The sequence below is a fragment of the Streptomyces sp. BBFR2 genome, from assembly GCF_044497305.1.
Lineage (GTDB): Bacteria > Actinomycetota > Actinomycetes > Streptomycetales > Streptomycetaceae > Streptomyces.
On sequence record NZ_CP172415.1, the window covers coordinates 3744526 to 3769773 of the forward strand.

A 25248-nucleotide genomic window follows, 5' to 3' on the forward strand; every position below is an offset into this window, starting at 1 on the left:
CTAACGCCGCAGCCCCTCCTCTACCCCTTCCGGAACATCAAGTCCCGCACCACATGCCCCTTGTCCAGGCCCTGGCCCTCGAATTTGGTGAGGGGGCGGAAGGCGGGGCGGGGGGCGTAGTCGGGGTGGAGGTTGTGGAGGGTGGGTTCGGCGGTGAGGACGGTGAGCATCTGCTCGGCGTAGGGCTCCCAGTCGGTGGCGCAGTGGACGAGGGCGCCGGGGGCGAGGCGGGTGGTGGCCAGGCTGATGAAGTCCGGCTGGATGAGGCGGCGCTTGTGGTGGCGCTTCTTCGGCCAGGGGTCGGGGAAGTAGACGCGCAGTCCGGCCAGGGAGCCGGGGGCGAGCATCTCGCGCAGCAGGATGATCGCGTCGCCGTTGGCCACGCGGACGTTGGTCAGGCCGTTCCGTTCGGCGAGGGCGAGGAGGTTGCCCTGGCCCGGGGTGTGGACGTCGCAGGCGAGGATGCCGGTGTCCGGGTCGGCGGCGGCCATCTGCGCGGTGGCCTCGCCCATGCCGAAGCCGATCTCCAGGACGACCGGACGGCCGTCGAAGAACGTGTCGAGGTCGATACGGGAGAGCCCGTCGATGTCCCGCCCCCACACCGGCCACAGGCGGCGCAGCGCGTCGGCCTGGTTCGGCGAGACGCGGCTGCGGCGGGGCTGGAAGGAGCGGATCCGGCGCTCGTGGTGGTCACCGGCCGGGTCGGCGGCGGGCCCGGTCCCGTCGGGGAACATCGGGCCGTCGCGGCGGATCCGCGGTGCGCCGGAGGCGTGGGAGCCGCCGGATTCCGGGGCCAAGGTGCCGTCGGCGGTGCTCCCGGCGGGGACGTTCGCGCCGGTCACGTCCGTGGCCGGCGCACTGCCGCCGTTCGGTTCGCTGCCTGCCGGGGCGCCGTCGGCAGGCGACGGGGCGGCGCCTTCCGGGACGCGGGTTTCCTGGCTGCCGGACTCGGGGGTGCGGGGGTTCTCGGACACAGTGCCGAGATTCTACGGGCCGGAGAGAGGCACGGCCCGGGCCGGACGTCCCGAGCCGGCGGGACCACGGGCCCTGTCCTCTTCTTCCTCTTCGTCCTCCGTCATCTCTGTATGCCGGACCGGGACGGCTTCTCCGTGTGCCGGGCAGGCGGGGGAGGGTATACGAGGCCACCGGGCGGCGCCGGGCCGCAGAGCCGGGGGGACGTTCCGGGGTCTGAGGCCGCCGGACCGGGCGACCGTCCCTACTTCCCGTGTCCCCCGGACCGGGCGGTTCCTTCCGGGGCCCGAGGCCGCCGGACCGGGCGACTGTCTCCACTTCCCGTGACCGCCGGGCCAGGCGATTGCCTCCGCTTCCCATGACCGCCGGACCAGGCGATTGCCTCCGCTTCCCATGACCGCCGGACCAGGCGACTGCCCCCACTCCCCGTAACCGCCAGGCCGAGCAACCGCCCCCGCCCCCTCCGTAACCACCGGACCGACCAACCACCCCCTCACTCCCCACGCCATCAGCCCTTCACCGCTCCTACCCCGCCCCCGCGTACCCCCCTCCCCGGGGGTGGCTGGCGCGCTGTGGAGCGGGCTGCATACGATGCGTGGCCGCCACACGAACAAACCAGGGGGTAGGCCGGTATGACGCAAGGGCAGGAGAACACGGGGCATCCGCAGGGAGAGCCGCCGGGCTCCGGGCCGGAGCGGCCGGCCGACGCGGGCCAGGGGCCGGGGGCGGGCCAGGAGCGGTCCGCCGCTCCCGGCGCCCCGCAGCCGGAGGCGGGTGGGCCCGCGCAGCCGCAGTCCCCTGAGCAGCCCCGGCCGGGTCAGGCGCAGGGACAGGCCCCCGCACGCCCCGCCGGGACCATGAAGCTGGCGGCCGTCCAGCCTCCCACCGCCCCGCAGCAGGGCCCGGACCAGCAGGTTTCCGGTCAGCAGCCCCCCGCCGGGACCATGCAGTTCTCCATGGCCAAGCCCGGCGGCCGGCCCGCCCCCGGCACCCCGCCGGTGCCACCGCAGGGCGCGCCGGGCGCGCAGCCGCAGCAGGGACAGCCCGGCGCCCCGCAGGGTCAGCCTGGTGGCCAGCCCCCGCAGGGTCAGCCCGGCATGCAGAGCCCGCAGGCCCAACCGGGCCCGTACGGTGCCCCGCAGGGCGCCCCCGCCCCGCAGCCCGGTCCGTACCCGCCGCCCGGCCAGGGAGTACCGGGCGCGTACGGCCAGCAGGGCGGGGCGCCGGGCGTGTACCCGCCGCCCGGCGGACCGATGGGCCCCGGCGGACCGATGGCTCCCGGGCCGGGCGGCGCCGCCCACCCGCAGCCCGGTGCGCCGCAGGGGTTCGGACAGCCGCCGCAGGGCGGGCCGGGGTTCGTGCCGGGGCCCGGCGGGGCGCCCGGCGGACCGAGCCGGGGGATACCGGTGCCCGCGATCATCGCGATCGTGGTCGTCGTCGTACTGATCATCGGCACCGGCGGTTACTTCCTGCTGGCGGGCGGCTCCGGCGGCGACGAAGCGCAGCAGCAGCCCCCGGCGCTCTCCATGAGCCGGATGTGGAACACCGACCTGAAGAAGAGCGACAGCCGGCCCAGGGAAGAGCTGGGCATGCGGTCGGTGTGGCTGGTCGACGGAGCCGTCGTCTACGGCGACAAGGACGGCGTCCGCGCGTACGACGACCAGACCGGTAAGCAGGAGTGGGAGCTGGAGACGCCGAAGGGCGCCGGCGCGGTCTGCGCGCTGCCCACGGAGCCGAACGGTGACGGCGTCGCCGCCGCGGTCTTCGACTCGGGCGGCGGCGACTGCTCCTTCCTCTCCGTCTTCGACACCGGCACCGGCCACACCCTCTGGGTGCGGAACCTCAAGGGCCGGCAGTCGGAGGACCGCCCCGTCGTCGGCATCAGCCACCGGGAGGTCGTGGTCGCCATCGGTGACACCTACTCCGGCTACGCCATCTCCGGCGGCGCCGGCAAGTGGAGCCTGAAGTGGCCCGCCGGTGAGTGCACCGCGTCGTTCGGGATCAGCAACGAGTACCTGGCGCGGGTCAGCGACTGCACGAAGGCAAAGCCGAAGCGGGAACTGCTCATCCAGGAGCACGAGCTGGACAGCATGAACGCCTCCGTCCCCGGCGAGAAGATGGAGGTCCAGCGCGTCCTCTCGGACCGCCCGCTGGTCCTGCTGATGGCCGACTCCGGTGAGAACCGGGCGCTGCGGACCTTCGACTCGGAGGGCAAGCCCAAGCCGGACCGGAGCATCGAGCTGACCGGTGACCTCGACGAGCTGGACCTCGACGCCCGGACGACCATGGTCGACGAGGACTCCAAGATCCTGCTGACCACGTACGCCAACCACACCGGCCTCGCCGCCCTCGACCTGAAGACCGGCAAGCGCCTGTGGAAGCGGGCCGGGGCGGTCGCCGTGGCCCTCGACGACGAGAACGTCATCGCCGTCGGCAACTCCCACGGCAGCCCCGCACACCACTCCTCGCAGGACCCCGAACTGCTGTCGATGGGCCTGCGGGACGCCAAGACGAAGCTGATGGGCACCCTCTTCACCCAGGGCCACGACCTGCCGTCCCCGACGAGCATGTCGATGCGGTGGGACGGATACGGCGTGCTGTACGTCGAGGGCGAGTCGCTGACGACCGGCCGTCCGTTCCTCCGTGCCTACAAGGCGTCGAAGGGCTCGCCGATCCCCATCCCCGCCGACTGACGACCCTCCACCGGGCGGCCCGCCGCCCGTGAGCACCGCGTGGGCGGTGCGGGCCCGGCGCCCGCACCGCCCACGTCCGCGTTCAGCGCCGGTCCAACGCGGCCCGCACCCGCCGGGCGATCTCCCGGCCGATCGGCAGGGACGCGGTGGCCGCCGGGGACGGGGCGTTGAGGACGTGGACGATGCCGGGGGACTCGGCGAAGAGGAAGTCGTCGACGAGGGTGCCGTCGGGGAGGACCGCCTGGGCGCGGACCCCGGCGGGGGCGGGGCGCAGATCGTCCTCGGTGACGGCGGGCAGCAGGCGGCGCACGGCGGCGGTGAAGGCACGGCGGGAGAGCGAGCGGTGCAGCTCGCCCGCGCCGTACCGCCAGTGGCGCCGGGCTATGTGCCACGAGCCGCGGTAGGCGAGGGTGCCGGCCAGCTCGGCGGGGCGCAGCGTGCGCCAGTCGTAGCCCTCGCGGGCCAGGGCCGGGACGGCGTTCGGCCCGATGTGGACGGCGCCGTCGATCCCGCGGGTCAGATGGACGCCGAGGAACGGGAACGCGGGATCGGGCACGGGGTAGACCAGGCCGCGCACCAGCCCGGCGCGCTCCGGGGCGAGAAGGTGGTACTCACCGCGGAACGGCACGATCCGCATGCCCGGGTCGTCCCCGGCCAGCCGCGCGACGCGGTCGCTGTGCAGACCGGCGCAGTTGACCAGGGCGCGGGCGCGGTGGACCGTGCCGTCCGCCGTGGCGACGGCGACCCGCCCCGGACGCCGCCCGATACGAGTCACCTCCGCGCCGTACACGAGCCTCGCCCCGGCCTCCTGGGCGAGGCGGCCGTAGGTGCGGGCGACGGCCTGGAAGTCGCAGACGCCGGTGGTGCCGACGTGGATGGCGGCGAGGCCGCGCACCTCCGGCTCGTACGCGGTGATCTGGGCGGGGCCCAGCTCGCGGACGGGCAGACCGTGCTCGCGGCCACGCTGGATCAGGGCGTGCAGCCGGGGCAGCTCATCGCGGTCGGTGGCGACGATCAGCTTGCCGGTGACCTCGTGCGGGATGCCGTGCTCGGCGCAGAACCCGACCATCTCGGCCGACCCCTGGAGGGCGTAGCGGGCCTTGAGGGAGCCGGGCGGGTAGTAGATGCCGCTGTGGATCACGCCGCTGTTGCGACCGGTCTGATGGCGGGCCGGGCCGGACTCCTTCTCCAGGACCGTCACCCGCAGCCCCGGCACGGCACGGGTGAGCGCATGCGCCGTCGAGAGCCCGACGATGCCCGCACCGATCACCAGCACATCGCAGTCGTACGCCGCCACTGCCCCTCCCAACCGCGAGAACGCGGGAACCGCCCCCGACGCGGGCCACCCCTGACCGCGGCCCGCTCGCCGTCGCCCGACGACCTACCCCATCATGACGCGAGGTACTGACAACGCCATGTGACCAGGGCGGGAACCCGTACAGAGCGGCCGGAACGGCGGCGGAAGCGGGCAACTGCGGCGGAACCGGCGGGCGGGCCGACGAGCCCCGGCCCCGGAGCGGGCCGCCGCGCGCCCCTCGGCCGCGAGCCCGGCCCCGGCCCCGGCCGTTCCTACGCCGGCGCCGCCAGCAACGGCCGGGCCCGCTCCCGCAGCTCCACCACGCGCGGCTCGTCCCCGTACGGCTCCAGGCGGTGCAGCAGATCGCGGACGTACTCGGTGGTGCGGGCCGAGGAGATGCGGCCGGCGACCTCGACGGCGCGGGTGCCCGCGGCGCAGGCGGCGTCGAGGTTGCCGGACTCCAGCTCGGCGACGGCGGAGACCACCAGACGCAGCCCGTGCGAGCGGACGAACTCCTCGGTGGGCCGGGAGAGGGCCTGTTCGGTGAAGCGGCGGACCTGGCGGGGCAGGCGCAGATCGCGATAGCACTCGGCGGCGTCGGCGGCGAACCGCTCGTAGGAGTAGAAGTCCAGCCAGGACGGGTCGGCGTCGCCGCCGCGGGAGCGCTCCAGCCAGCCCTCGGCGGCCTTCAGCGCCACCTCGCAGGCGCGCGCCTCCCCGGCCTTCGCCTGGGCGCGCGCCTCGACGAGACGGAAGAAGCTCATGGTGCGGGCGGTGGCCAGGCCGCGGTTGCGCTCCAGCGCCGCCTGGGCGAGATCGACGCCCTCGTCGGCGAAGCCGCGGTACGTCGCCTGGAGGGACATCGAGGCGAGGACGTAGCCGCCCAGGGGGACGTCGGCCGCGGCGCGGGCCAGCCGCAGCGCCTGGATGTAGTAGCGCTGGGCGGCCTCCTGCTGCCCGGTGTCGAACGCCATCCACCCGGCGAGACGGGTGAGTTCGGAGGTCGCGCCGAACAGCGCGCGCCCCACTTCATCGCTGTACGAGGCCAGCAGCAGCGGTGCCGCGTCCACCCGCAGGCACTCCGGCACCATCGACGAACGCCAGTCGCCGCCGCCGTACTTGGAGTCCCAGCGGCGCGCGTCCTCCGCCGCCTCGCGGAGCTTGCTGACATCGCTGTGGCCGACATGCTGCGGCGTCGCCGCGTCCGCGGGCGAGGCGGCGTCCTTCCCGCCCGCCTCGGCCGCTTCGGCCGCGTTCCGCGCCACCGAGCTGTCGGCCGGGGATATCAGCCACCGGGAGGCGGGGGTGGCGTACGCGCTGACGGCGAAAGATCCGGCCAGGCTCTGCCAGATGCCCCCGCCGCCGGCCCGCCGTCCGGCCAGATCCAGCCGGTAGAGATCGGTGGCGGAACGTACCGCCGCGCCCACATCGCGGGGAAATGTCAGCCCGACCTCGGGCGCCGGATCGGCGTCGCCCAGCCCGATCTCGTGCAGCGGGACCGGCCGGCCGAGCTTGCTGCCGATCGCGGAGGCGATCAGATGGGGCGCGGCGCCCTGCGGCACCATCCCCTTGGAAACCCAGCGGGCGACGGACGTCTTGTCGTAACGAAGCGTCAACCCGCGCTGTGCGCCGAGGTCGTTCACCCGGCGCGCCAGACCGGCGTTGCTGATACCCGCGAGGGCGAGAACGGTGCCGAGCTTCTCGTTCGGCCCGCGTATATCCCTGGACATGCGCACCCCTCGACACTGCGACGGCAGCCCCGGTGCCCCGGGGCGTGCGTCCACCCAGAGTAGTTCGCCGGATCCCGACCGTTAAGGGCCGGTGTCGCGGATGGCGAGATTCATCTTCGGCCGGGGGAGCGGGAGTTGGCATGTGCTCCGGGTACGTGTTGCCGTGCGCCCACACGTGCGCGCTGCCTCCCCGGAGGGGCCGCCGCTTCCATGGGTGCCGCGTGGGTCGGCCCGCTGTACCGGATCCGGTGGGCTGGGGGATACCGCCGCTCCATTCCCCGCGGGCGGCGGTCCGGCCCGGGAGGCGCAGCCCGCCTCCCGGGCCGTCGCGCGAGCCGGACGCGGCCCCCGCGCCGCCGGTCCGTACGAGGTGCCGCCACACGCGCCGACTGAACATGGTTCAGCAGACTTTGGCCGAATAGCATCGGACGGCAAAAACGCGCCGCGGGCCTCCGCCGCGGCACGGCGCGCCCCCGGCGGCCACCGCGCGCCCCCGTCCACGCTCCACCGCGTGGCACACGGCACGGCCCGGCCCAGGGGCGTCAACTCCCCACCGCCGGGCGCCGCCCCGCCGCTCCGTTCGGCTCCCGCACGCCCCCGCCATGGCAGCATGGACCGCACAACGGCTGAAATCCGCGGTACGGGGCGGTGGCGCGCCCCCGCGGCACGGGGAGCGGGGAGGCGGTATGCGCTGGTTGGTGGGGTGGAGCAGTGCCACCGCGGGACCGGCCGCCACCGGGGGGAGCCGCACGGTCCTGCCCGTGGGCGCCCAACTCCTGTGGGACGGGCCGGATCCGCTGTGGGCGGTCGGCGACTGGCGGCCCGACGAGGTACGCACCGTCCGCGCCGACCCGGAGACCGCGCTCGCCGTCTTCGGCGTCTGCGGCGCCACCGACGATCAGCTCCGCGTCGGCCTCTTCGCCGCCCGCGGCGGTGCGCTGCGCCACCTCACGGCCTGGCCCGGCAGCTACACCGCCGTCGTCCGCATGGGCCGCCGCCTCACCGTCACCGGCGACCTCGCCGGGGCCCGCCCCGTCTTCCACACCCCCTGGGAGGGCGGCACCGCCTTCGCCACCGCCGCCCTGCCCCTCGCCGACCTCACCGAGGCCGGACTCGACGTCGGCCACCTCGGCGCCCTCCTCGCCTGCCCCGACGCCCCCGAGGCGCTCGGCTCCGGCACCCCCTACGAAGGGGTGCGCCGCGTCCCGCCCGGACACGCCCTGGTCCTGCGCGGCGGCGCCCACGAGATCACCTCGTACGAACCGGCCGCCTCCCTCGCCGTCGCCGCCCCTCAACTCGCCCCCGACCAGGCGATCGACGGCGTCCGCGAGGCCCTGGTCGAAGCGGTCCGGGCACGGCTGGCCGGCCCCCGGCACGCCCCCGACCCGGACGGGCCCGACGGCCTGGACCCGGGCCCGGTCCCCGGCATGGGCCCCGCCGAGCGGCGCGCGGCCCGCGGCGCCCCCGCCCCCGGCATCGGCGCCGACCTCTCCGGCGGCAGCGCCTCGGGCACCCTCGCCCTGCTGGCCGCCGGACTGCCCGGCGCCCCCGGGGCGCTCACCGGCCACGGCGAACGCCTCCTCGCCGTCACCTTCACCGACCACACCACCCAAGGGGGCCGCGCCCACCGCGACGCGGAACTGGAGCGCGCCCGCGCCCTGGCCGACAACCCGCGCCTGCACCACCGCGTCGTCACCGGCGGCGAGGAGGCCCTGCCGTTCGCCGGGCTCGGCACCCTCCCGCTCACCGACGAGCCGGGCCCCTCCCTCGTCACCGCGTTCCGCCACCGCAGCCGCCTGCTCGCCGGGGGCGCCGACCACCTCACCGGCCACGGCGCCCGCCAGGTCCTCGACGCCCACCCCGCCCGCCTCGCCGACCTCCTCCTCGACCGCCGCCGACGCCACCTGCTGCGCCCGGTCACCGCCCTGGCCAGGGCGGACGGCCCCTCCGCGCACTCCGTCCTGGTGCCCTTCACCGTCTACCGCGCCGCCCGCAAACTCGCCCGTACGCCCTACGGGACCGGGGTCGCCGAAACGGCGCGGCGCCTGGTGGAGCGGGGGGCCGGCGGCATCGGGGACCCGGCCGGGGGCGGCGCCGTCGACGCCTCCCTCGCCGCGCTGTTCTGGTGCCGCCCCGGGCCCGCCGCCCGCTGGCTCACCGGGGAGGCGCTGGCCGAGGTGGGGATGCGGCTGGGCGCCGCGGCGACGCGCGCCCCCGGCGCGGGGCGGCCGGGCGAGCGCCGGGCGCGCGCCGCGCTGGCCCGCCACGCCGCCGACCACCGTGTCTTCGAACAGGCCGCGGAGGTCCGCAGCCAGCGCCTGCACGCACCCTTCCTCGACAACCAGGTGGTCCTCGCCTGCCGGGCGCTGCCCGACACCCTCCGCGTCCAGCCCGGAGCCCGCGCCGCCGTCCTCCGCTCCGTCCTCGCCCAGGCAGGCGTACGGGACCTCCCGCCGGGCTGGGGCGCCCCCGCGCACCTCCCGCACACCGCCGCCCTGCGCACCGGGCTGCGCGCCGCCGTCGACGGTCTGGTGCAGCTCTTCGACGCGCCGCTGCTCGCCGACGCCGGGCTGGTGGAGGCGCGGGTCGTCCGCAAGGCGCTGTGCGCCGCCGCCGAGGGCGCCGCGCTGCCCCTGGACGGCCTGGCCGAACTGGTCTCCACCGAACTGTGGCTGCGCCGCCTGGTCCTGCGCCGCGGCAGTTGCTGGACCGACGCCGCCGCCACCCCGCGCCGCCGCGCGGTCGCCGCCGGGGTCCCGCCTCTGAACGGCGTGGCAGGAGCTGCCAACGCGCCCCGTATCAGCGGCAGTTGATCCGGGAGTCCGCCCAGTCCGCGAACGCCAGCGTGTCCACCGGGGTCCACGGCGCCACGGTCAGCCGCAGCGTCTTCACCCCCGTCAGCGGGACGTGCACCGGCACCGCGGGCCGCCCGCCGCGCACCACGCCGGAGCGCCACAGCACCGCGCCGTCCCCGTCCACCGAGAACCGCACCGCACCGAGGCCCAGGCTGAGATCGTCCACCCCGGCGCGGGCGTCGTACGACGTGCAGGCGCGGTTCAGATCGATGACGACGGTGGACGTGCCGTGGACCGTCACGCCGTGCGGGTACGACCGGCCGCCGATCTCCGGCTCGTCCCGCTGCCATATCCAACTGCTCTCCGCGGCGCGGACCTCCGGCTCCGTACCGTCCCCGCCGATATCCATCCCCAGCGAACTGAGCAGGTACGGCGTCTCCGGCACCGGGGTCGGGGACGGCGTCGGCGTCGGCGTCGGGGACGGCGTGGGCGTGGGCTTCGGCGTGGGCCTCGGCGGGGTGGGACGCGGTGTCGGCGTGGGCCTCGGCGCGGGCGGCGCCGGACGTGCCGAGGGCGGGGCGGGCTCCGGCTCCGGGGCGGGCGGCGCCGGCGTCCGCGGCGCCACGGCGGGCGTCGGCTCCCGCTTCGCCTCCGGCTTCGGCGGCTCCTGCGCCCCGGTCATCGCCATCGCCAGCGCCGCCCCGGCCACGACCATCACCCCGGCGCCGATCGCCACCTTGGCGGGCAGGCCCAGCGCCTCCCCGGCCGCGGCACCGCCCGCCGCACCGGAGGACGAGGAACCGCCCGCCGCGGCCGCGGCGCCCGCCCCGGCCGCCGCGCCGACCCCGGCCGTCCCCGCGACCGCCGCCGCGGCCTTGACCGCGTACGACGCGGCGAACCAGCCGATGACGGCGACCGGCAGCACCGCCCCGATCCGCTGATTGACGTCCGCGACCTCCCGCGCCGCCATCCGGCACCGCGCACACTCGTCGAGATGCTTGCGCAGCCCCCGCTCGGCCCGCATCCGCAGCCCGCCGCGGGCGTACGCGCCGAGCCGGTCGGCGTAGCGCGCGCAGTCGCCCCCGGCCGTCAGCGACCGGCTGACATGGGCCTGGAGATACGCCTGCTTCAGCCCTTCCCGGGCACGGTGCGCCAGCACCGCCGTGGCGTTGGCGGTCAGCCCGAGCAGCGGCGCGACCTGACTGGGCGTCTCCTCCTCGACGGTGGTGTGCCACAGCACCGTCTGGTAGCGCTCCGGCAGGCTCCGGAACGCCCGCATCGCCAGCGTCCGCTCGGCCTCCTGCATCGCCCGGACATCGGCCCCGAGATCGACCCCGCTGCCCGGACCGCCCCCGGCATCCATCGACGTCCCGGCCGCGGAGACCGCGAACACCGCGAAATCCTCGACCAGTTGCTCCCGCTTCGCGGTCTTCGCCCAGGCCGCCGCCACCCGCCGCACCGTCGTCAGCAGATACGCCCGCACCGCGGTGTCCGGCCCGGCACCGCCCCGCACCGCCTGGAGCGTACGGGCGAACACCTCGCCGGTCAGATCCTCGGCGGTGTGCGCGTCCCGGCAGCAGGTGCGCGCGTAGCGGCGTACGGCATCGGCGTGCCGGCGGTACAGCTCCTCGTACGCGCCGTCGTCGCCGCCCCGCATGGCGGTGATCAGCACGGCGTCGGACGGCGGGGCGCTCTCGGCGCCGTCCGCGCCCGCGGGTGGCTCCGGCGATGCCTCGGCGGGCTCGCGCTGCGGCGGCACACCGGCGAGCGGCGGTGCCTCGGCGCGGTCGTGACGTGCGGCCGGCTCGGTGGCCGGGGGAGCGGGGTGCGGCGGACGCGCCTGTTCCGGTACTCCGGATCGTTCGCCCGGGTCCGTGGTGGTGTGGTCCCCACCGCGCCGTTCGTCCCGCCCGTCAAGAGTCATAGCCAAGGCCCCCGAACACGCCGTCACACCGGAACACCGCGCAAGCGTGCCACACGACACGCCCGGGCCGAGGGGTCCGTCCCCTTAACCACTCATCCGGGGCGCACTGCCCGGAGAGGGTCCCTCCGACCGCCACCACGAGGCACAATGTGCGCGCGCCGGAGCCGGACGCCCGGCTCCGGCGGACCATCGGGGCCCGGCCGGAACACGCCGCCCCGGCCGGAGCCGCGCTCAGCTCTGCGGCCGCGACCGCAGCCCCTCCAGAAGGATGTCCAACAGCCGTGCGGAAGCCGCCTGTTGATGCCCCGGATCGGGCAGCGACGGCGCGCTGGTGGCGATCACCAGCAGGACGTCGCCGACCGTGACGTCCGGCCGCAGCGCCCCCGCCGAGCGGGCGCGCTCCACGAGCCGCCCCACCACCTCCAGCAGCGCGGGCACACCCCCGGGCCGCTCCGTCTCCGCACCGAACACGGAGCCCTCCGCGGCGGGCTCCCCGCCCACCGGCGCCGGACGCTGCTGCGGCACCCGGGCACCCGTACCGGGCAGCCCGTCCGCGCACTCACCGGCCGCCTCCGCACCGGCGCCGACGCGCAGGACGTTCGGCGGCAGCAGCCGGCCGGCGCCCGAGGCGACCGAGGTCCGCAGGAAGCGGGAGAGCGCCGACCAGGGGTCCTCCTCCTGGCCCAGCGCGGTGCGCGCCTGCTCGGTCAGCCGGGACGTCTCCTCCTCGGCTATCCGCCGCACCAGCACGTCCTTGCTCGGGAAGCGGCGGTAGACCGTCCCGACGCCGACCCGCGCCCGCCGTGCGACGTCCTCCATGGGCGCGCCGTACCCCAGCTCGCCGAAGACCTCGCGCGCGGCGCGCAGTACGTGCTCCAGATTGCGCTGTGCGTCCACCCGCAGCGGTGCGCTGCGGGCACCCCCCGTGGGCCGCGCGGCAGGTCCGCCGCGGCCGTCGGCATCGGCGCCGTGCGCCGTGGCACGCCCGCCGTTACCGGGCGCCGTGACGGCGCCCGACCAATGTGTGCCCTGAACATGCATGTGTGATCCCCCGGTCATGACGTCTCCCCCCGGAGACTCCCCGCCCTGACGGCTCAGGGGCGCGCCGATCGAGCGGGCCCGCCCCCCTGAACCACCGAACATAGTTGAGCCCCGGTCAAGAATGAAGGGTCAGTTCCGGGCACATGGCACCCCCGATCGGCCTACCGCGGGGGCGGCTTCTCCTCGGCCTCCGGCCACCGCCCCGCAACCGCCCGTCTGACCTGCGCACCTCCTCCGCATATCGCGGAAGCCGACCCTCCGTCCGGGCCCGTACGACCGCCTGCGCATTTCGTCGAGCCTGTGGACAAAGCGCGGCCGGGGGTGCGTCATGGAACGGTGCTGTGCCTTCCCGGGGGCACAGTGCCTCCTGGGACTGCTGTGCCGCCGGCCGGCCGGAACCGGGAGCCTTCCGGGACCGGTCCACCGCGAGGAGAGCTCTGTGAAGGCTGTGTCTTCGAACGAAGTGGCGCGCATCCTGATCGTCGGCGGCGGTTACGTGGGCATGTACACCGCCCTGCGGCTCCAGCGGAAGCTCAAGCAGGAGCTGCGGCAGGGGACCGCCGAGATCACGGTGGTCGACCCCGAGCCGTACATGACGTACCAGCCGTTCCTCCCCGAAGCGGCGGCCGGATCCATCTCCCCGCGCCATGTCGTCGTACCGCTGCGCCAGGTGCTGCCGCGGTGCCGCGTCGTCATCGGCGAGGTCACCGCCCTCGACCACGAGGCGCGCACCGCGACCGTCGAGACCCTCGCCGCGGAGGAGGCGGGCGCCGCCGACGCCGAGATCTCCTACGACGAGCTGATCCTCGCGCCCGGCTCCGTCTCCCGCACCCTCCCGGTCCCCGGACTCGCCGACTTCGGCATCGGCTTCAAAACCGTCGAGGAGGCCATCGGCCTGCGCAACCACGTCCTCGAACAGCTCGACATCGCCTCCTCCACCCGCGACCCGGCGGTCCGCGACGCCGCGCTGACCTTCGTCTTCGTCGGCGGCGGCTACGCGGGCGTCGAGGCGCTGGCCGAACTGGAGGACATGGCCCGCTACGCCGTCCGCTACTACCACAACGTCGAGCCCACCGACCTGAAGTGGATCCTCGTCGAGGCGACCGGAAAGATCCTTCCCGAAGTGGGTCCCGAGATGGGCCGCTACGCCGTACGCGAGCTGCGCGCCCGCAACATCGACGTCCGCCTCGACACCCGCCTCGACTCCTGCGAGGACCGGATCGCCGTCCTCAGCGACGGCTCCCGCTTCCCCACCCGCACCCTGGTGTGGACCGCCGGCGTCAAACCGCACCCGATTCTCGCCGCCACCGGCCTGCCCCTCAACGACCGCGGCCGCCTCAAGTGCACCGCCGCCCTCCAGGTGGACGGCGCCGACCACGCCTGGTCCGCCGGTGACGCCGCCGCGGTCCCCGACCTGACGGCCCCCGAACCCGCCACGCCGGACGACCCGCCCGCCCTCTGCGCCCCCAACGCCCAGCACGCCGTCCGCCAGGCCCGCACCCTCGCCGAGAACGTCGCCGCCGCCGTCCACGGCGGCCCGCTCCTGGAATACCGCCACAAATACGCCGGCTCCGTCGCCTCCCTCGGCCTCCACAAGGGCGTCGCCCACGTCTACGGCCGCAAGCTCAAGGGCTACCCGGCGTGGTTCATGCACCGCGCCTACCACCTCAGCCGCATCCCCACCTTCAACCGCAAGGCCCGGGTGCTCGCCGAGTGGACCCTCGCCGGCCTGTTCAAACGGGAGATCGTCTCGCTCGGCTCGCTGGAGCACCCCCGCGCCGAATTCGAGCTGGCCGCCGGAACGGGCCGCCACAACGAGACAAGCTGACCGCCCGCCACCGGGGCGCGCCACGCCCCACCCGAGCGGCCCCGGCCGCCCCGGGTCCGGCCGGGCGAAACGGAGCCCGGAACTCCCTCCCGGCGCCCGGACGTCTGACGGATACCGCCCGGGTCGGCCACACTGGTCGTGTGACCATGGGTGGGCCCGTCTCTGCGAAGAGTAATAATCACGAGGAAGACGGACGTTTGCTGCAGCACGTCAGAGGGCGCCACCCAGGGCCCCGGCCGACCCCCGGCCGGTTCCCCGGCGGGCGCTTCCCCCGCGCCGAAGGCCCCGGGCCCTGGAGCCACAGCCCGCGCGACGAAGCGAAGTAAGAGGTACCCCTCCGTGATCTTCACGCGCTGGAGCGCCAAGCTCCCTCAGCGGCGCACCGCCCGCCCCGGCCGCGCCGCAGCCCCGGCCGCCACCCCGCCGAACGCCCGCCCGGCACCCGCCGCCGACGGCTCCGGCGGCGCCGTCCCGGCCGCCCGCGCCGAGTCGTCCGGCCCCGCGGCACCCGAGGGCGACGCCCCGCCCGACACCCCCGAGGAGGGCACGGAGGCGAGCGCCCCCACCCCGCCGCCCACCGTCGACGCCCTCTCCGCCCACGACATCCTCGGCACCATCCCCGCCCTGGTCGCCGTCGTCTACGGCCCCGAGCACCGCCTCGCGTACGTCAACGCCGCCTACGCCACCGTCTTCGGCCCCCGCCCGGCCGGGCACACCGCCCGCGAGGCCCTGCCCGAGCTGGACGAACTCGGCCTGCTGCCCCTGATGGACCAGGTCCTGCGCAGCGGCCGCACCCGGATGGTCAAGTCCCGCCGGGTCCGCGCCGGCGCCGGCCGCGCCCGCGACGGCTACTACACCTTCACCTGCACCCCCATCGAGGTCGCCGCCAGCGGCCCGGCCCCCGACCCGGAGGTCGCCTGCGTCGCCCCGCACAAGGGCGTCCTCGTCTTCGGCGCCGAGGTCACCGACCAGATCGAATCCGCCGAACGGCTCCGCGCCAGCGAGGCCCGCCAGCGCGCCGCCGCCGTCACCCTCCAGCGCTCCCTCCTCCCGCAGGAGCTGGAGCAGCCCGACGACCTCCGGGTCGCCGCCACGTACCGCCCCGGCGGCACCGACGCCGCGGTCGGCGGCGACTGGTACGACGTCATCACCCTCGGGGGCGGCCGCACCGCCCTCGTCATCGGCGACGTCATGGGCCGCGGGGTGCGCGCCGCCGCCGTCATGGGCCAGTTGCGCACCGCCGTCCGCGCCTACGCCCGCCTCGACCTGCCGCCCCACGAGGTCCTCCAGCTCCTCGACGGACTCGCCGCCGAGATCGACGCCAGCCAGATCGCCACCTGCGTCTACGCCGTCCACGACCCGAACGAGGGCCGCCTGGTCTACGCCTCCGCCGGCCACCTCCCGATCCTCGTCCGCGACGCCGACGGCGCCGTCCACCGCGCCGCCGAACCGACCGGCCCGCCCCTGGGCACCGGCGGCTGGCTGCACACCTCCGGCACCGTCCCGCTCGGCCCCGGCGCCGCCGCCGTCCTCTACACCGACGGCCTCGTCGAGCGCCGCGACAAGGACATCGACCACGGAGTGGAGGCGCTGGCCGACGCCTTCGCCGGCGCGGACGACACCCCGTCCGTCGTCTGCGACCGCCTGCTGCGCGCCATGGGCATCACCGACGCCCACGACGACGACGTCGCGATCCTCGTCGTCCAGCACCCCGAGCGCACCGGCCACGACGCCGAGCTGTTCCACAACGCCGTCCTGGAGCTGCACGGCGGCACCGAGGCCGCGCCGCGCGCCCGCGCCTTCGCCTCCGGGGTGCTCGCCTCCTGGCGTTTCGCCCCCGACCTGCACGACCTCGGCGTCCTCGCCGCCAGCGAACTGGTCGCCAACTCCCTCCAGCACGGCACCCCGCCGATGCGGCTGCGCCTGCGCCGTACGGACCGCCGCCTGATCGTGGAGGTCACCGACGGCGACGACCATCTGCCGCGCCGCCGCACCGCCGAGCCCGCCGACGAAGCGGGCCGCGGCATCTCCATCGTCGCCACCATCGCCTCCCACTGGGGCGCCCGCCGCACCCCGGACGGCGGCAAGTCCGTCTGGTGCGAATTCGCCCTCCCGTCCGCCTGACCCCGGGGCCCCGGACACGACGAACGGCCCGGCGCGTCACGCCGGGCCGTTCCCCCTGCTCACTCACCCGTACGGTCTCCCCCTACGGGCACGGGCCACCGCCCGCCGATGCCGTTCAGGCCACCGCCACCGCGGTCTCCGCCTCGGCCGCCGGATCCGCCGCCGGACGGGCCGGAGCGGCCGCCACCCGGTGCGGGTTGTCCTGCGCCGGGGTCAGCATCCGCCCCAGCCGCAGCGACAGCGCGGTGATCCCCAGCGCGCACAGCACCAGCATCCCGACGTACGCCACCGACATCCCGTGGCCCACCATCAGCGCGCCCACGGCCGGACCGACCGCCAGCGCCAACTGCTTGACCAGCGCGAACGCCGAGTTGTACTGCCCGATCAGCGACGCCGGAGCCAGATCGGCCACCAGCGGCGACACCGTCGGCGACAGCAGCGACTCCCCGATGCCGAACAGCGCGTACGTCGAGATCAGCAGCGTCGTCGCCACCACCTGCGCGCCGTGCACCAGCCCGGACAGCCCGGCGGCGATCCACGCCACCGTCCAGATCAGCCCGACCACCGCCATCACCCGGCTGCGGCGCCGCCGCTCGACGAGCTTGAGCACCACGAACTGCGCCACCACGATCGCCGCGGTGTTGGCCGCCAGCGCGATACCCAGCGTCGCCGGCGCGATCCGGGTGACCTCGGTGGCGTACGCCGCGAGACCCGACTCGAACTGCCCGTAGCAGGCGAAGAAGAGCACGAAGCCCAGCACGCACAGCCACACCATCCGCCGGTCCGACAGCAGCGCACGCCAGGCGCCCTGCGGCCGCTCACCGGTCGGCACCGCGTCCTCGACCTTCGGCGCCCGCGGCAGCCGTACGGTCGCCACCGCCGCGCCGAGCACCAGGAACATCGCCGCCTCGATGGCGAAGAGCCGCACGAAGCTCGACGCGTTCGTCTCGTCGACGAGCAGCCCGCCGACGAGCCCGCCGATACCGAGCCCGAGGTTGTTCAGGAAGAACTGCGTGGCGAACGCCCGCGAGCGGGTGACCGTCGTCGAGCACCACACGATCATCGTGGCGAGCGCCGGCTGGATCACCGCGATACCGGCACCGAGCGCCACCGCCGACGCGATGACCTGCGCCTCACTGACGGACAGCCCCAGACCCAGCGCACCGACCGCCGCCGAGACGGTACCGACGACGGCCACCGGAAGGGGCCCGCGCCGGTCGATCGCCCGACCGGTCAGCGGCAGCACGACCAGCGCCGACACGGCGAGCATCGCCAGCACCACACCCGCGGTACTGGCGCCCAGGTCCCGCACCTTCGCCACATAGACGTAGAGATACGGAACCGTGAAGCCGTTGCCGAACGCGCTCAGCGCGTTCCCCAGCTGGATCCGGCGCAGCGCGGCGCCCATCGCGGTGGTCACACTCACCTACCTAGGTCAGGTCGGAAGACGGTCAGGAAGTACGGAACGAACGGCGGAGGAAGTCCGGCGGACCGGCGCGTGGACACACGGAAGCGCCCCCGCCTCTCCAGGGGACCGGGACGGTCACACCCTGAAGACTTCAACTCTAAAGTTCGAAGCTAAAGAGTACATGGCGAAGGACTTCAACGCCAATGAGTTCCATGCCATACTGCGGCGCATGCCTGAGACCTCAGATACGGCCGGCACCGCCGAGCCGAGCCTTGAGGAACAGATCGCGGCCTACCAGCGAGAGTTCCAAGACCTCGACCCCCAGGTGGAACAGGTCGTCTCCGCACTCCAGCGGCTCAACCGGCGGATGAACGTCGCCTACGGACGCCAGACCGCCACCCTCGGCATGAGCAACGCCGAATGGGAGGTCCTCAAGGCCCTCGTCGTCTCGGGCGCCCCGTACCGCCTGGGCCCCGGCGAACTCGCCAAGCGCCTCGGCCTCACCCCCGCCGCGATGACCCACCGCATCGACCGCATGGCCGCCGAAGGACTGGTCAACCGCGAGCGGGACGAGAACAACCGGGTCCGCGTCATCGTCGAGCTGACCCACGAGGGCCGCGAGAAGTGGCTGGAGGCGATGCGCATGGCCTCCGTCTTCGAGGAAGACCTCCTCCAGGACCTCGACGGCGAGGAGCGCCGCGTCCTCGGCGCGGTCCTCACCCGCCTCCTGCGCCGCGTCGAGGAGACCCAGCCCGACGCCGAAGGCCGCCTCACCGACCTCGACTGACCAGCGTTTGACACGCCCCTGGCCGATACGTAGTGTTCTCCGAGTTGCCACGTAGCCGGAACGGTTCTGTGGCAGCCATCCGCCGCATCGCGGCACACCACTACTGCACGACTCCTCACCGGGACGAATTTCGGCATGCCCGAATTTCACACCGCGACGTGATTATGCGTCACCGGGGAATTCCGCTAAAGTAGTGACCCGCCAAGGCCCGCAAACGAAAGTGCGCAGGCCGAAGCAAACCCTCCGACGGGTAATCGGAAACGAATTCGGACCGGAAACGGCGAGAATCGGATCTGCTAGAGTCGGAAAGGCCGGAAAGCGAAAGCCGAAGGCCACCCCGCTCCAACAGGGGGCCGGAAACGCCCAGCGGATCTGGTAAGGTTGGAAACGCGGAAAAGCCGAAAGGCCCGACCGCACCGGCGGAAATCAGAACCGAAAGGATCTGATAGAGTCGGAAACGCAAGACCGAAGGGAAGCGCCCGGAGAGCCTGGTGAAACAGGCACAAAGGAAGCGTCCGTTCCTTGAGAACTCAACAGCGTGCCAAAAGTCAACGCCAGATATGTTGATACCCCGTTACCGGCCATCAGGCCGGAACGAGGTTCCTTTGAAAGCCCACCAAAGCCCACAGGGTGACGGTGGCACACACAGCGAGGACGCTGTGAACCATCGGACTATTCCTCCGATGGTTCCGCTCCCGTGTGTGTTCACCCGGATTACCGGGAAACATTCACGGAGAGTTTGATCCTGGCTCAGGACGAACGCTGGCGGCGTGCTTAACACATGCAAGTCGAACGATGAAGCCGCTTCGGTGGTGGATTAGTGGCGAACGGGTGAGTAACACGTGGGCAATCTGCCCTTCACTCTGGGACAAGCCCTGGAAACGGGGTCTAATACCGGATACGACCACCGACCGCATGGTCTGGTGGTGGAAAGCTCCGGCGGTGAAGGATGAGCCCGCGGCCTATCAGCTTGTTGGTGGGGTAATGGCCTACCAAGGCGACGACGGGTAGCCGGCCTGAGAGGGCGACCGGCCACACTGGGACTGAGACACGGCCCAGACTCCTACGGGAGGCAGCAGTGGGGAATATTGCACAATGGGCGAAAGCCTGATGCAGCGACGCCGCGTGAGGGATGACGGCCTTCGGGTTGTAAACCTCTTTCAGCAGGGAAGAAGCGAGAGTGACGGTACCTGCAGAAGAAGCGCCGGCTAACTACGTGCCAGCAGCCGCGGTAATACGTAGGGCGCAAGCGTTGTCCGGAATTATTGGGCGTAAAGAGCTCGTAGGCGGCTTGTCACGTCGGATGTGAAAGCCCGGGGCTTAACCCCGGGTCTGCATTCGATACGGGCAGGCTAGAGTTCGGTAGGGGAGATCGGAATTCCTGGTGTAGCGGTGAAATGCGCAGATATCAGGAGGAACACCGGTGGCGAAGGCGGATCTCTGGGCCGATACTGACGCTGAGGAGCGAAAGCGTGGGGAGCGAACAGGATTAGATACCCTGGTAGTCCACGCCGTAAACGTTGGGAACTAGGTGTGGGCGACATTCCACGTCGTCCGTGCCGCAGCTAACGCATTAAGTTCCCCGCCTGGGGAGTACGGCCGCAAGGCTAAAACTCAAAGGAATTGACGGGGGCCCGCACAAGCGGCGGAGCATGTGGCTTAATTCGACGCAACGCGAAGAACCTTACCAAGGCTTGACATACACCGGAAACGGCCAGAGATGGTCGCCCCCTTGTGGTCGGTGTACAGGTGGTGCATGGCTGTCGTCAGCTCGTGTCGTGAGATGTTGGGTTAAGTCCCGCAACGAGCGCAACCCTTGTTCTGTGTTGCCAGCATGCCTTTCGGGGTGATGGGGACTCACAGGAGACTGCCGGGGTCAACTCGGAGGAAGGTGGGGACGACGTCAAGTCATCATGCCCCTTATGTCTTGGGCTGCACACGTGCTACAATGGCCGGTACAATGAGCTGCGATACCGCGAGGTGGAGCGAATCTCAAAAAGCCGGTCTCAGTTCGGATTGGGGTCTGCAACTCGACCCCATGAAGTCGGAGTCGCTAGTAATCGCAGATCAGCATTGCTGCGGTGAATACGTTCCCGGGCCTTGTACACACCGCCCGTCACGTCACGAAAGTCGGTAACACCCGAAGCCGGTGGCCCAACCCCTTGTGGGAGGGAATCGTCGAAGGTGGGACTGGCGATTGGGACGAAGTCGTAACAAGGTAGCCGTACCGGAAGGTGCGGCTGGATCACCTCCTTTCTAAGGAGCACTTCTTACCGAGTCCTTCGGGGTGAGGTCAGAGGCCAGTTTGTGAGCGAATGTCTTGCACTGGTTGCTCATGGGTGGAACGTTGACTACTCGGCACACTCGGTTGATTGTCATTAGTACTGCTTCGGCGTGGAACGTGAGGGTCATCTGGTTGTGTCGGGCACGCTGTTGGGTGTCTGAGGGCACGGACGAGAGTTCGTACCTTCGCGATGCCGGCCCCAGTGAACTCAGCCTTCGGGTTGGGGTGGTGGGTGGCTGGTCGTTGCTTGAGAACTGCACAGTGGACGCGAGCATCTGTGGCCAAGTTTTTAAGGGCGCACGGTGGATGCCTTGGCACCAGGAACCGATGAAGGACGTGGGAGGCCGCGATAGGCCCCGGGGAGCTGTCAACCGAGCTTTGATCCGGGGGTGTCCGAATGGGGAAACCCGGCAGTCGTCATGGGCTGTCACCCGCTGCTGAACACATAGGCAGTGTGGAGGGAACGCGGGGAAGTGAAACATCTCAGTACCCGCAGGAAGAGAAAACAACCGTGATTCCGGGAGTAGTGGCGAGCGAAACTGGATGAGGCCAAACCAGTCACGTGTGATACCCGGCAGGGGTTGCGTGGTTGGGGTTGTGGGATCTCTCTTTCACAGTCTGCCGGCTGTGAGGCGAGTCAGAAACCGTTGGTGTAGGCGAAGGACATGCGAAAGGTCCGGCGTAGAGGGTAAGACCCCCGTAGCTGAAACATTGACGGCTTGCTTGAGAGACACCCAAGTAGCACGGGGCCCGAGAAATCCCGTGTGAATCTGGCGGGACCACCCGTTAAGCCTAAATATTCCCTGGTGACCGATAGCGGATAGTACCGTGAGGGAATGGTGAAAAGTACCGCGGGAGCGGAGTGAAATAGTACCTGAAACCGTGTGCCTACAAGCCGTGGGAGCGTCGCACAAGGACTTGTCCTTGTGTCGTGACTGCGTGCCTTTTGAAGAATGAGCCTGCGAGTTTGCGGTATGTTGCGAGGTTAACCCGTGTGGGGGAGCCGTAGCGAAAGCGAGTCCGAATAGGGCGTTTTAGTAGCATGCTCAAGACCCGAAGCGGAGTGATCTAGCCATGGGCAGGTTGAAGCGGAGGTAAGACTTCGTGGAGGACCGAACCCACCAGGGTTGAAAACCTGGGGGATGACCTGTGGTTAGGGGTGAAAGGCCAATCAAACTCCGTGATAGCTGGTTCTCCCCGAAATGCATTTAGGTGCAGCGTCGTGTGTTTCTTGCCGGAGGTAGAGCACTGGATAGGCGATGGGCCCTACCGGGTTACTGACCTTAGCCAAACTCCGAATGCCGGTAAGTGAGAGCGCGGCAGTGAGACTGTGGGGGATAAGCTCCATGGTCGAGAGGGAAACAGCCCAGAGCATCGACTAAGGCCCCTAAGCGTGTGCTAAGTGGGAAAGGATGTGGAGTCGCAGAGACAACCAGGAGGTTGGCTTAGAAGCAGCCATCCTTGAAAGAGTGCGTAATAGCTCACTGGTCAAGTGATTCTGCGCCGACAATGTAGCGGGGCTCAAGCACACCGCCGAAGTCGTGTCATTGCCATATGAGCCCTAACGGGTGTGGTGATGGGTAGGGGAGCGTCGTGTGCCGGGTGAAGCAGCCGTGGAAACGAGTTGTGGACGGTTCACGAGTGAGAATGCAGGCATGAGTAGCGATACACACGTGGGAAACGTGTGCGCCGATTGACTAAGGGTTCCTGGGTCAAGCTGATCTGCCCAGGGTAAGTCGGGACCTAAGGCGAGGCCGACAGGCGTAGTCGATGGACAACCGGTTGATATTCCGGTACCCGTTGTGAAGCGTCAAACATCGAATCAGGCGATGCTAAGTCCGTGAAGCCGCCCTGGATCCTTCGGGTGAAGGGGAGTGGTGGAGCCGACGGACCAGACTTGTAGTAGGTGAGTGATGGGGTGACGCAGGAAGGTAGTCCAGCCCGGGCGGTGGTTGTCCCGGGGTAAGGGTGTAGCCCGTCATCTAGGCAAATCCGGATGACATTGAGGGTGAGACCTGATGCCGAGCCGATTGTGGTGAAGTGGATGATCCTATGCTGTCGAGAAAAGCCTCTAGCGAGTTTCATGGCGGCCCGTACCCTAAACCGACTCAGGTGGTCAGGTAGAGAATACCGAGGCGTTCGGGTGAACTATGGTTAAGGAACTCGGCAAAATGCCCCCGTAACTTCGGGAGAAGGGGGGCCATTGCTGGTGATCGGATTTTCTCCGTGAGCTGGTGGTGGCCGCAGAGACCAGCGAGAAGCGACTGTTTACTAAAAACACAGGTCCGTGCGAAGCCGTAAGGCGATGTATACGGACTGACGCCTGCCCGGTGCTGGAACGTTAAGGGGACCGGTTAGTCATGATTCGTCATGGCGAAGCTGAGAACTTAAGCGCCAGTAAACGGCGGTGGTAACTATAACCATCCTAAGGTAGCGAAATTCCTTGTCGGGTAAGTTCCGACCTGCACGAATGGCGTAACGACTTCTCGACTGTCTCAACCATAGGCCCGGTGAAATTGCACTACGAGTAAAGATGCTCGTTTCGCGCAGCAGGACGGAAAGACCCCGGGACCTTTACTATAGCTTGATATTGGTGTTCGGTTCGGCTTGTGTAGGATAGGTGGGAGACTGTGAAGCGGCCACGCCAGTGGTTGTGGAGTCGTTGTTGAAATACCACTCTGGTCGTGCTGGATGTCTAACCTGGGTCCGTGATCCGGATCAGGGACAGTGTCTGGTGGGTAGTTTAACTGGGGCGGTTGCCTCCTAAAGGGTAACGGAGGCGCCCAAAGGTTCCCTCAGCCTGGTTGGCAATCAGGTGTTGAGTGTAAGTGCACAAGGGAGCTTGACTGTGAGACTGACGGGTCGAGCAGGTACGAAAGTAGGGACTAGTGATCCGGCGGTGGCTTGTGGAAGCGCCGTCGCTCAACGGATAAAAGGTACCCCGGGGATAACAGGCTGATCTTCCCCAAGAGTCCATATCGACGGGATGGTTTGGCACCTCGATGTCGGCTCGTCGCATCCTGGGGCTGGAGTCGGTCCCAAGGGTTGGGCTGTTCGCCCATTAAAGCGGTACGCGAGCTGGGTTTAGAACGTCGTGAGACAGTTCGGTCCCTATCCGCTGTGCGCGTAGGAGTCTTGAGAAGGGCTGTCCCTAGTACGAGAGGACCGGGACGGACGAACCTCTGGTGTGCCAGTTGTTCTGCCAAGGGCATGGCTGGTTGGCTACGTTCGGAAAGGATAACCGCTGAAAGCATCTAAGCGGGAAGCCTGCTTCGAGATGAGGGCTCCCTCCCACTTGATGGGGTAAGGCTCCCAGTAGACGACTGGGTTGATAGGCCAGATATGGAAGACCGGTAACGGTTGGAGTTGACTGGTACTAATAGGCCGAGGGCTTGTCCTCAGTTGCTCGCGTCCACTGTGTAGGTTCTGAAGTAACGACCTGTGTTGTGCCGGGTTGGTTAACTTCATAGTGTTTCGGTGGTCATTGCGTTAGGGAAACGCCCGGTTACATTCCGAACCCGGAAGCTAAGCCTTTCAGCGCCGATGGTACTGCAGAGGGGACTCTGTGGGAGAGTAGGACGCCGCCGAACAATTTTTAGCTCCGGTCTCCGCAACCAGTTTGGTTGCGGAGACCGGAGCATTTTTGCGTTCAGGCCCGGTTACGCTCGGGGAATGCGCTACGACCTGGTCATTTTCGACAATGACGGTGTGCTGGTGGACAGCGAGCCGATCTCGAATCGGATTCTCGCCGCGCACCTGACGGAGTTGGGCCACCCCACCACGTACGAGGAATCGATACGGGACTACATGGGCTCCGCCATGCACCGTATTCATGACCTGGTGCTGGAACGGTCCGGGAAGCGGTTGCCCGAAGGGTTCGATGACGCGTTCCATGACCGGGTTTTCGCCGCGTTCCGTACGGAATTGAAGCCGGTGCGGGGCGTCGACGGCGTACTGGACCGGTTGGCGGCGGCGGGGGTGCCGTACTGCGTCGGGTCGTCCGGTAGTCATGAGCGGATCCGGGTGGGGCTGCGGACCACCGGGCTTTACGGGCGCTTCGCCGAGGAGCGGATCTTCTCGGCGCAGGACGTCGGCCGGGGGAAGCCGGCGCCGGATCTCTTTCTGTACGCGGCGGAGCGGATGGGCGTGGCGCCGGAGCGGTGTGCCGTCGTCGAGGACAGTCCGCTGGGAGTGGCGGCGGCTCGGGCCGCGGGGATGGAGGTGTACGGCTTCACGGCGATGACGCCCGCCGCGCGCCTGGCGGAGGCGACCGGGCTCTTCGCGGAGATGGCGGAGCTGCCCGCGCTGCTGTCGGCGTAGTCCCCCGGGGGCGGCGCCCGCGCCGTGTCCCGTCGACAGCCGGAC

At 70.9% G+C, this 25248-nt stretch carries 12 protein-coding genes and 3 rRNA genes; 9 read left to right on the plus strand and 6 right to left on the minus strand.

The features are described 5' to 3' along the window. Positions 1-20 precede the first annotated feature (20 nt). Positions 21-974 (minus strand): tRNA (guanosine(46)-N7)-methyltransferase TrmB, encoded by a 954-nt coding sequence (gene trmB, locus ACGH2B_RS14925; RefSeq protein WP_399088886.1) that lies wholly within the window; start codon positions 972-974, stop codon positions 21-23. Positions 975-1604: 630 nt separating this feature from the next. Between trmB and ACGH2B_RS14930 the strand changes: the two genes are divergently transcribed. Further along, the gene (locus ACGH2B_RS14930; protein WP_399088888.1) at positions 1605-3665 is read left to right on the plus strand and encodes a PQQ-binding-like beta-propeller repeat protein; all 2061 of its coding nucleotides are present in this window, start codon (positions 1605-1607) and stop codon (positions 3663-3665) included. Positions 3666-3747: 82 nt separating this feature from the next. Here ACGH2B_RS14930 and lhgO read toward each other — a convergent pair whose 3' ends face one another. Next, positions 3748-4962: an L-2-hydroxyglutarate oxidase gene (gene lhgO, locus ACGH2B_RS14935; protein ID WP_399088890.1), complete on the minus strand. Its 1215-nt coding sequence runs from the start codon at positions 4960-4962 to the stop codon at positions 3748-3750. 272 nt (positions 4963-5234) lie between these two features. After that, positions 5235-6692: an MFS transporter gene (locus tag ACGH2B_RS14940; RefSeq protein WP_399088892.1), complete on the minus strand. Its 1458-nt coding sequence runs from the start codon at positions 6690-6692 to the stop codon at positions 5235-5237. A gap of 686 nt (positions 6693-7378) precedes the next feature. Here ACGH2B_RS14940 and ACGH2B_RS14945 point away from each other — a divergent pair. After that, positions 7379-9505, plus strand: coding sequence for an asparagine synthase-related protein (locus ACGH2B_RS14945; RefSeq protein ID WP_399088894.1), 2127 nt, complete (start codon positions 7379-7381; stop codon positions 9503-9505). On the opposite strand, the gene ACGH2B_RS14950 is transcribed toward ACGH2B_RS14945, so the two are convergent. Continuing rightward, positions 9492-11411, minus strand: coding sequence for a sigma-70 family RNA polymerase sigma factor (locus tag ACGH2B_RS14950; RefSeq protein WP_399088896.1), 1920 nt, complete (start codon positions 11409-11411; stop codon positions 9492-9494). The genes ACGH2B_RS14945 and ACGH2B_RS14950 overlap by 14 nt on opposite strands. A 231-nt stretch (positions 11412-11642) precedes the next feature. Then, positions 11643-12452 carry a TetR/AcrR family transcriptional regulator gene (locus tag ACGH2B_RS14955; protein WP_399088898.1) on the minus strand — a complete coding sequence of 270 codons (810 nt, stop codon included), beginning with the start codon at positions 12450-12452 and terminating at the stop codon, positions 11643-11645. Between the two features lie 448 nt (positions 12453-12900). On the opposite strand from ACGH2B_RS14955, the gene ACGH2B_RS14960 reads away from it, so the two are divergent. Both ACGH2B_RS14960 and ACGH2B_RS14965 read left to right on the plus strand, forming a co-directional pair. Continuing rightward, on the plus strand, positions 12901-14280 hold the full coding sequence (locus tag ACGH2B_RS14960; RefSeq protein ID WP_399097008.1) for an NAD(P)/FAD-dependent oxidoreductase: 1380 nt from the start codon (positions 12901-12903) through the stop codon (positions 14278-14280). Between the two features lie 339 nt (positions 14281-14619). Beyond that, positions 14620-16404: a SpoIIE family protein phosphatase gene (locus tag ACGH2B_RS14965; RefSeq protein ID WP_399088900.1), complete on the plus strand. Its 1785-nt coding sequence runs from the start codon at positions 14620-14622 to the stop codon at positions 16402-16404. Between the two features lie 115 nt (positions 16405-16519). Here ACGH2B_RS14965 and ACGH2B_RS14970 read toward each other — a convergent pair whose 3' ends face one another. After that, complete coding sequence (locus tag ACGH2B_RS14970; RefSeq protein ID WP_399097011.1) at positions 16520-17824, minus strand: MFS transporter; 1305 nt, start codon at positions 17822-17824, stop codon at positions 16520-16522. A gap of 217 nt (positions 17825-18041) precedes the next feature. Between ACGH2B_RS14970 and ACGH2B_RS14975 the strand changes: the two genes are divergently transcribed. The 5 genes from ACGH2B_RS14975 to ACGH2B_RS14995 all read left to right on the plus strand — a co-directional run bounded on the left by ACGH2B_RS14975 (position 18042) and on the right by ACGH2B_RS14995 (position 25203). Continuing rightward, positions 18042-18599, plus strand: a complete 558-nt coding sequence (locus tag ACGH2B_RS14975) for a MarR family winged helix-turn-helix transcriptional regulator (RefSeq protein WP_399088902.1) — start codon at positions 18042-18044, stop codon at positions 18597-18599. A 727-nt stretch (positions 18600-19326) separates the two neighbouring features. Continuing rightward, positions 19327-20855, plus strand: a 16S ribosomal RNA gene (locus tag ACGH2B_RS14980). Positions 20856-21162: 307 nt separating this feature from the next. After that, positions 21163-24283, plus strand: a 23S ribosomal RNA gene (locus ACGH2B_RS14985). Between the two features lie 73 nt (positions 24284-24356). Then, positions 24357-24473: ribosomal RNA gene (rrf, locus tag ACGH2B_RS14990) — 5S ribosomal RNA — on the plus strand. The 16S, 23S and 5S rRNA genes sit together here, the layout of an rRNA operon. Positions 24474-24555: 82 nt before the next feature. Further along, a complete protein-coding gene (locus tag ACGH2B_RS14995) occupies positions 24556-25203 on the plus strand; it encodes an HAD family hydrolase (protein WP_399088904.1) in 648 nt (215 codons plus the stop codon). Positions 25204-25248: the final 45 nt, after the last annotated feature.

Coding starts and splice junctions, on each gene's coding strand:
- ACGH2B_RS14930 (WP_399088888.1), top strand. CDS start 1,605: ATGACGCAAGGGCAGGAGAACACGGGGCATCCGCAGGGAGAGCCGCCG.
- ACGH2B_RS14955 (WP_399088898.1), bottom strand. CDS start 12,452: ATGCATGTTCAGGGCACACATTGGTCGGGCGCCGTCACGGCGCCCGGT.
- ACGH2B_RS14945 (WP_399088894.1), top strand. CDS start 7,379: ATGCGCTGGTTGGTGGGGTGGAGCAGTGCCACCGCGGGACCGGCCGCC.
- ACGH2B_RS14940 (WP_399088892.1), bottom strand. CDS start 6,692: ATGTCCAGGGATATACGCGGGCCGAACGAGAAGCTCGGCACCGTTCTC.
- ACGH2B_RS14950 (WP_399088896.1), bottom strand. CDS start 11,411: ATGACTCTTGACGGGCGGGACGAACGGCGCGGTGGGGACCACACCACC.
- ACGH2B_RS14995 (WP_399088904.1), top strand. CDS start 24,556: ATGCGCTACGACCTGGTCATTTTCGACAATGACGGTGTGCTGGTGGAC.
- ACGH2B_RS14975 (WP_399088902.1), top strand. CDS start 18,042: ATGCCTGAGACCTCAGATACGGCCGGCACCGCCGAGCCGAGCCTTGAG.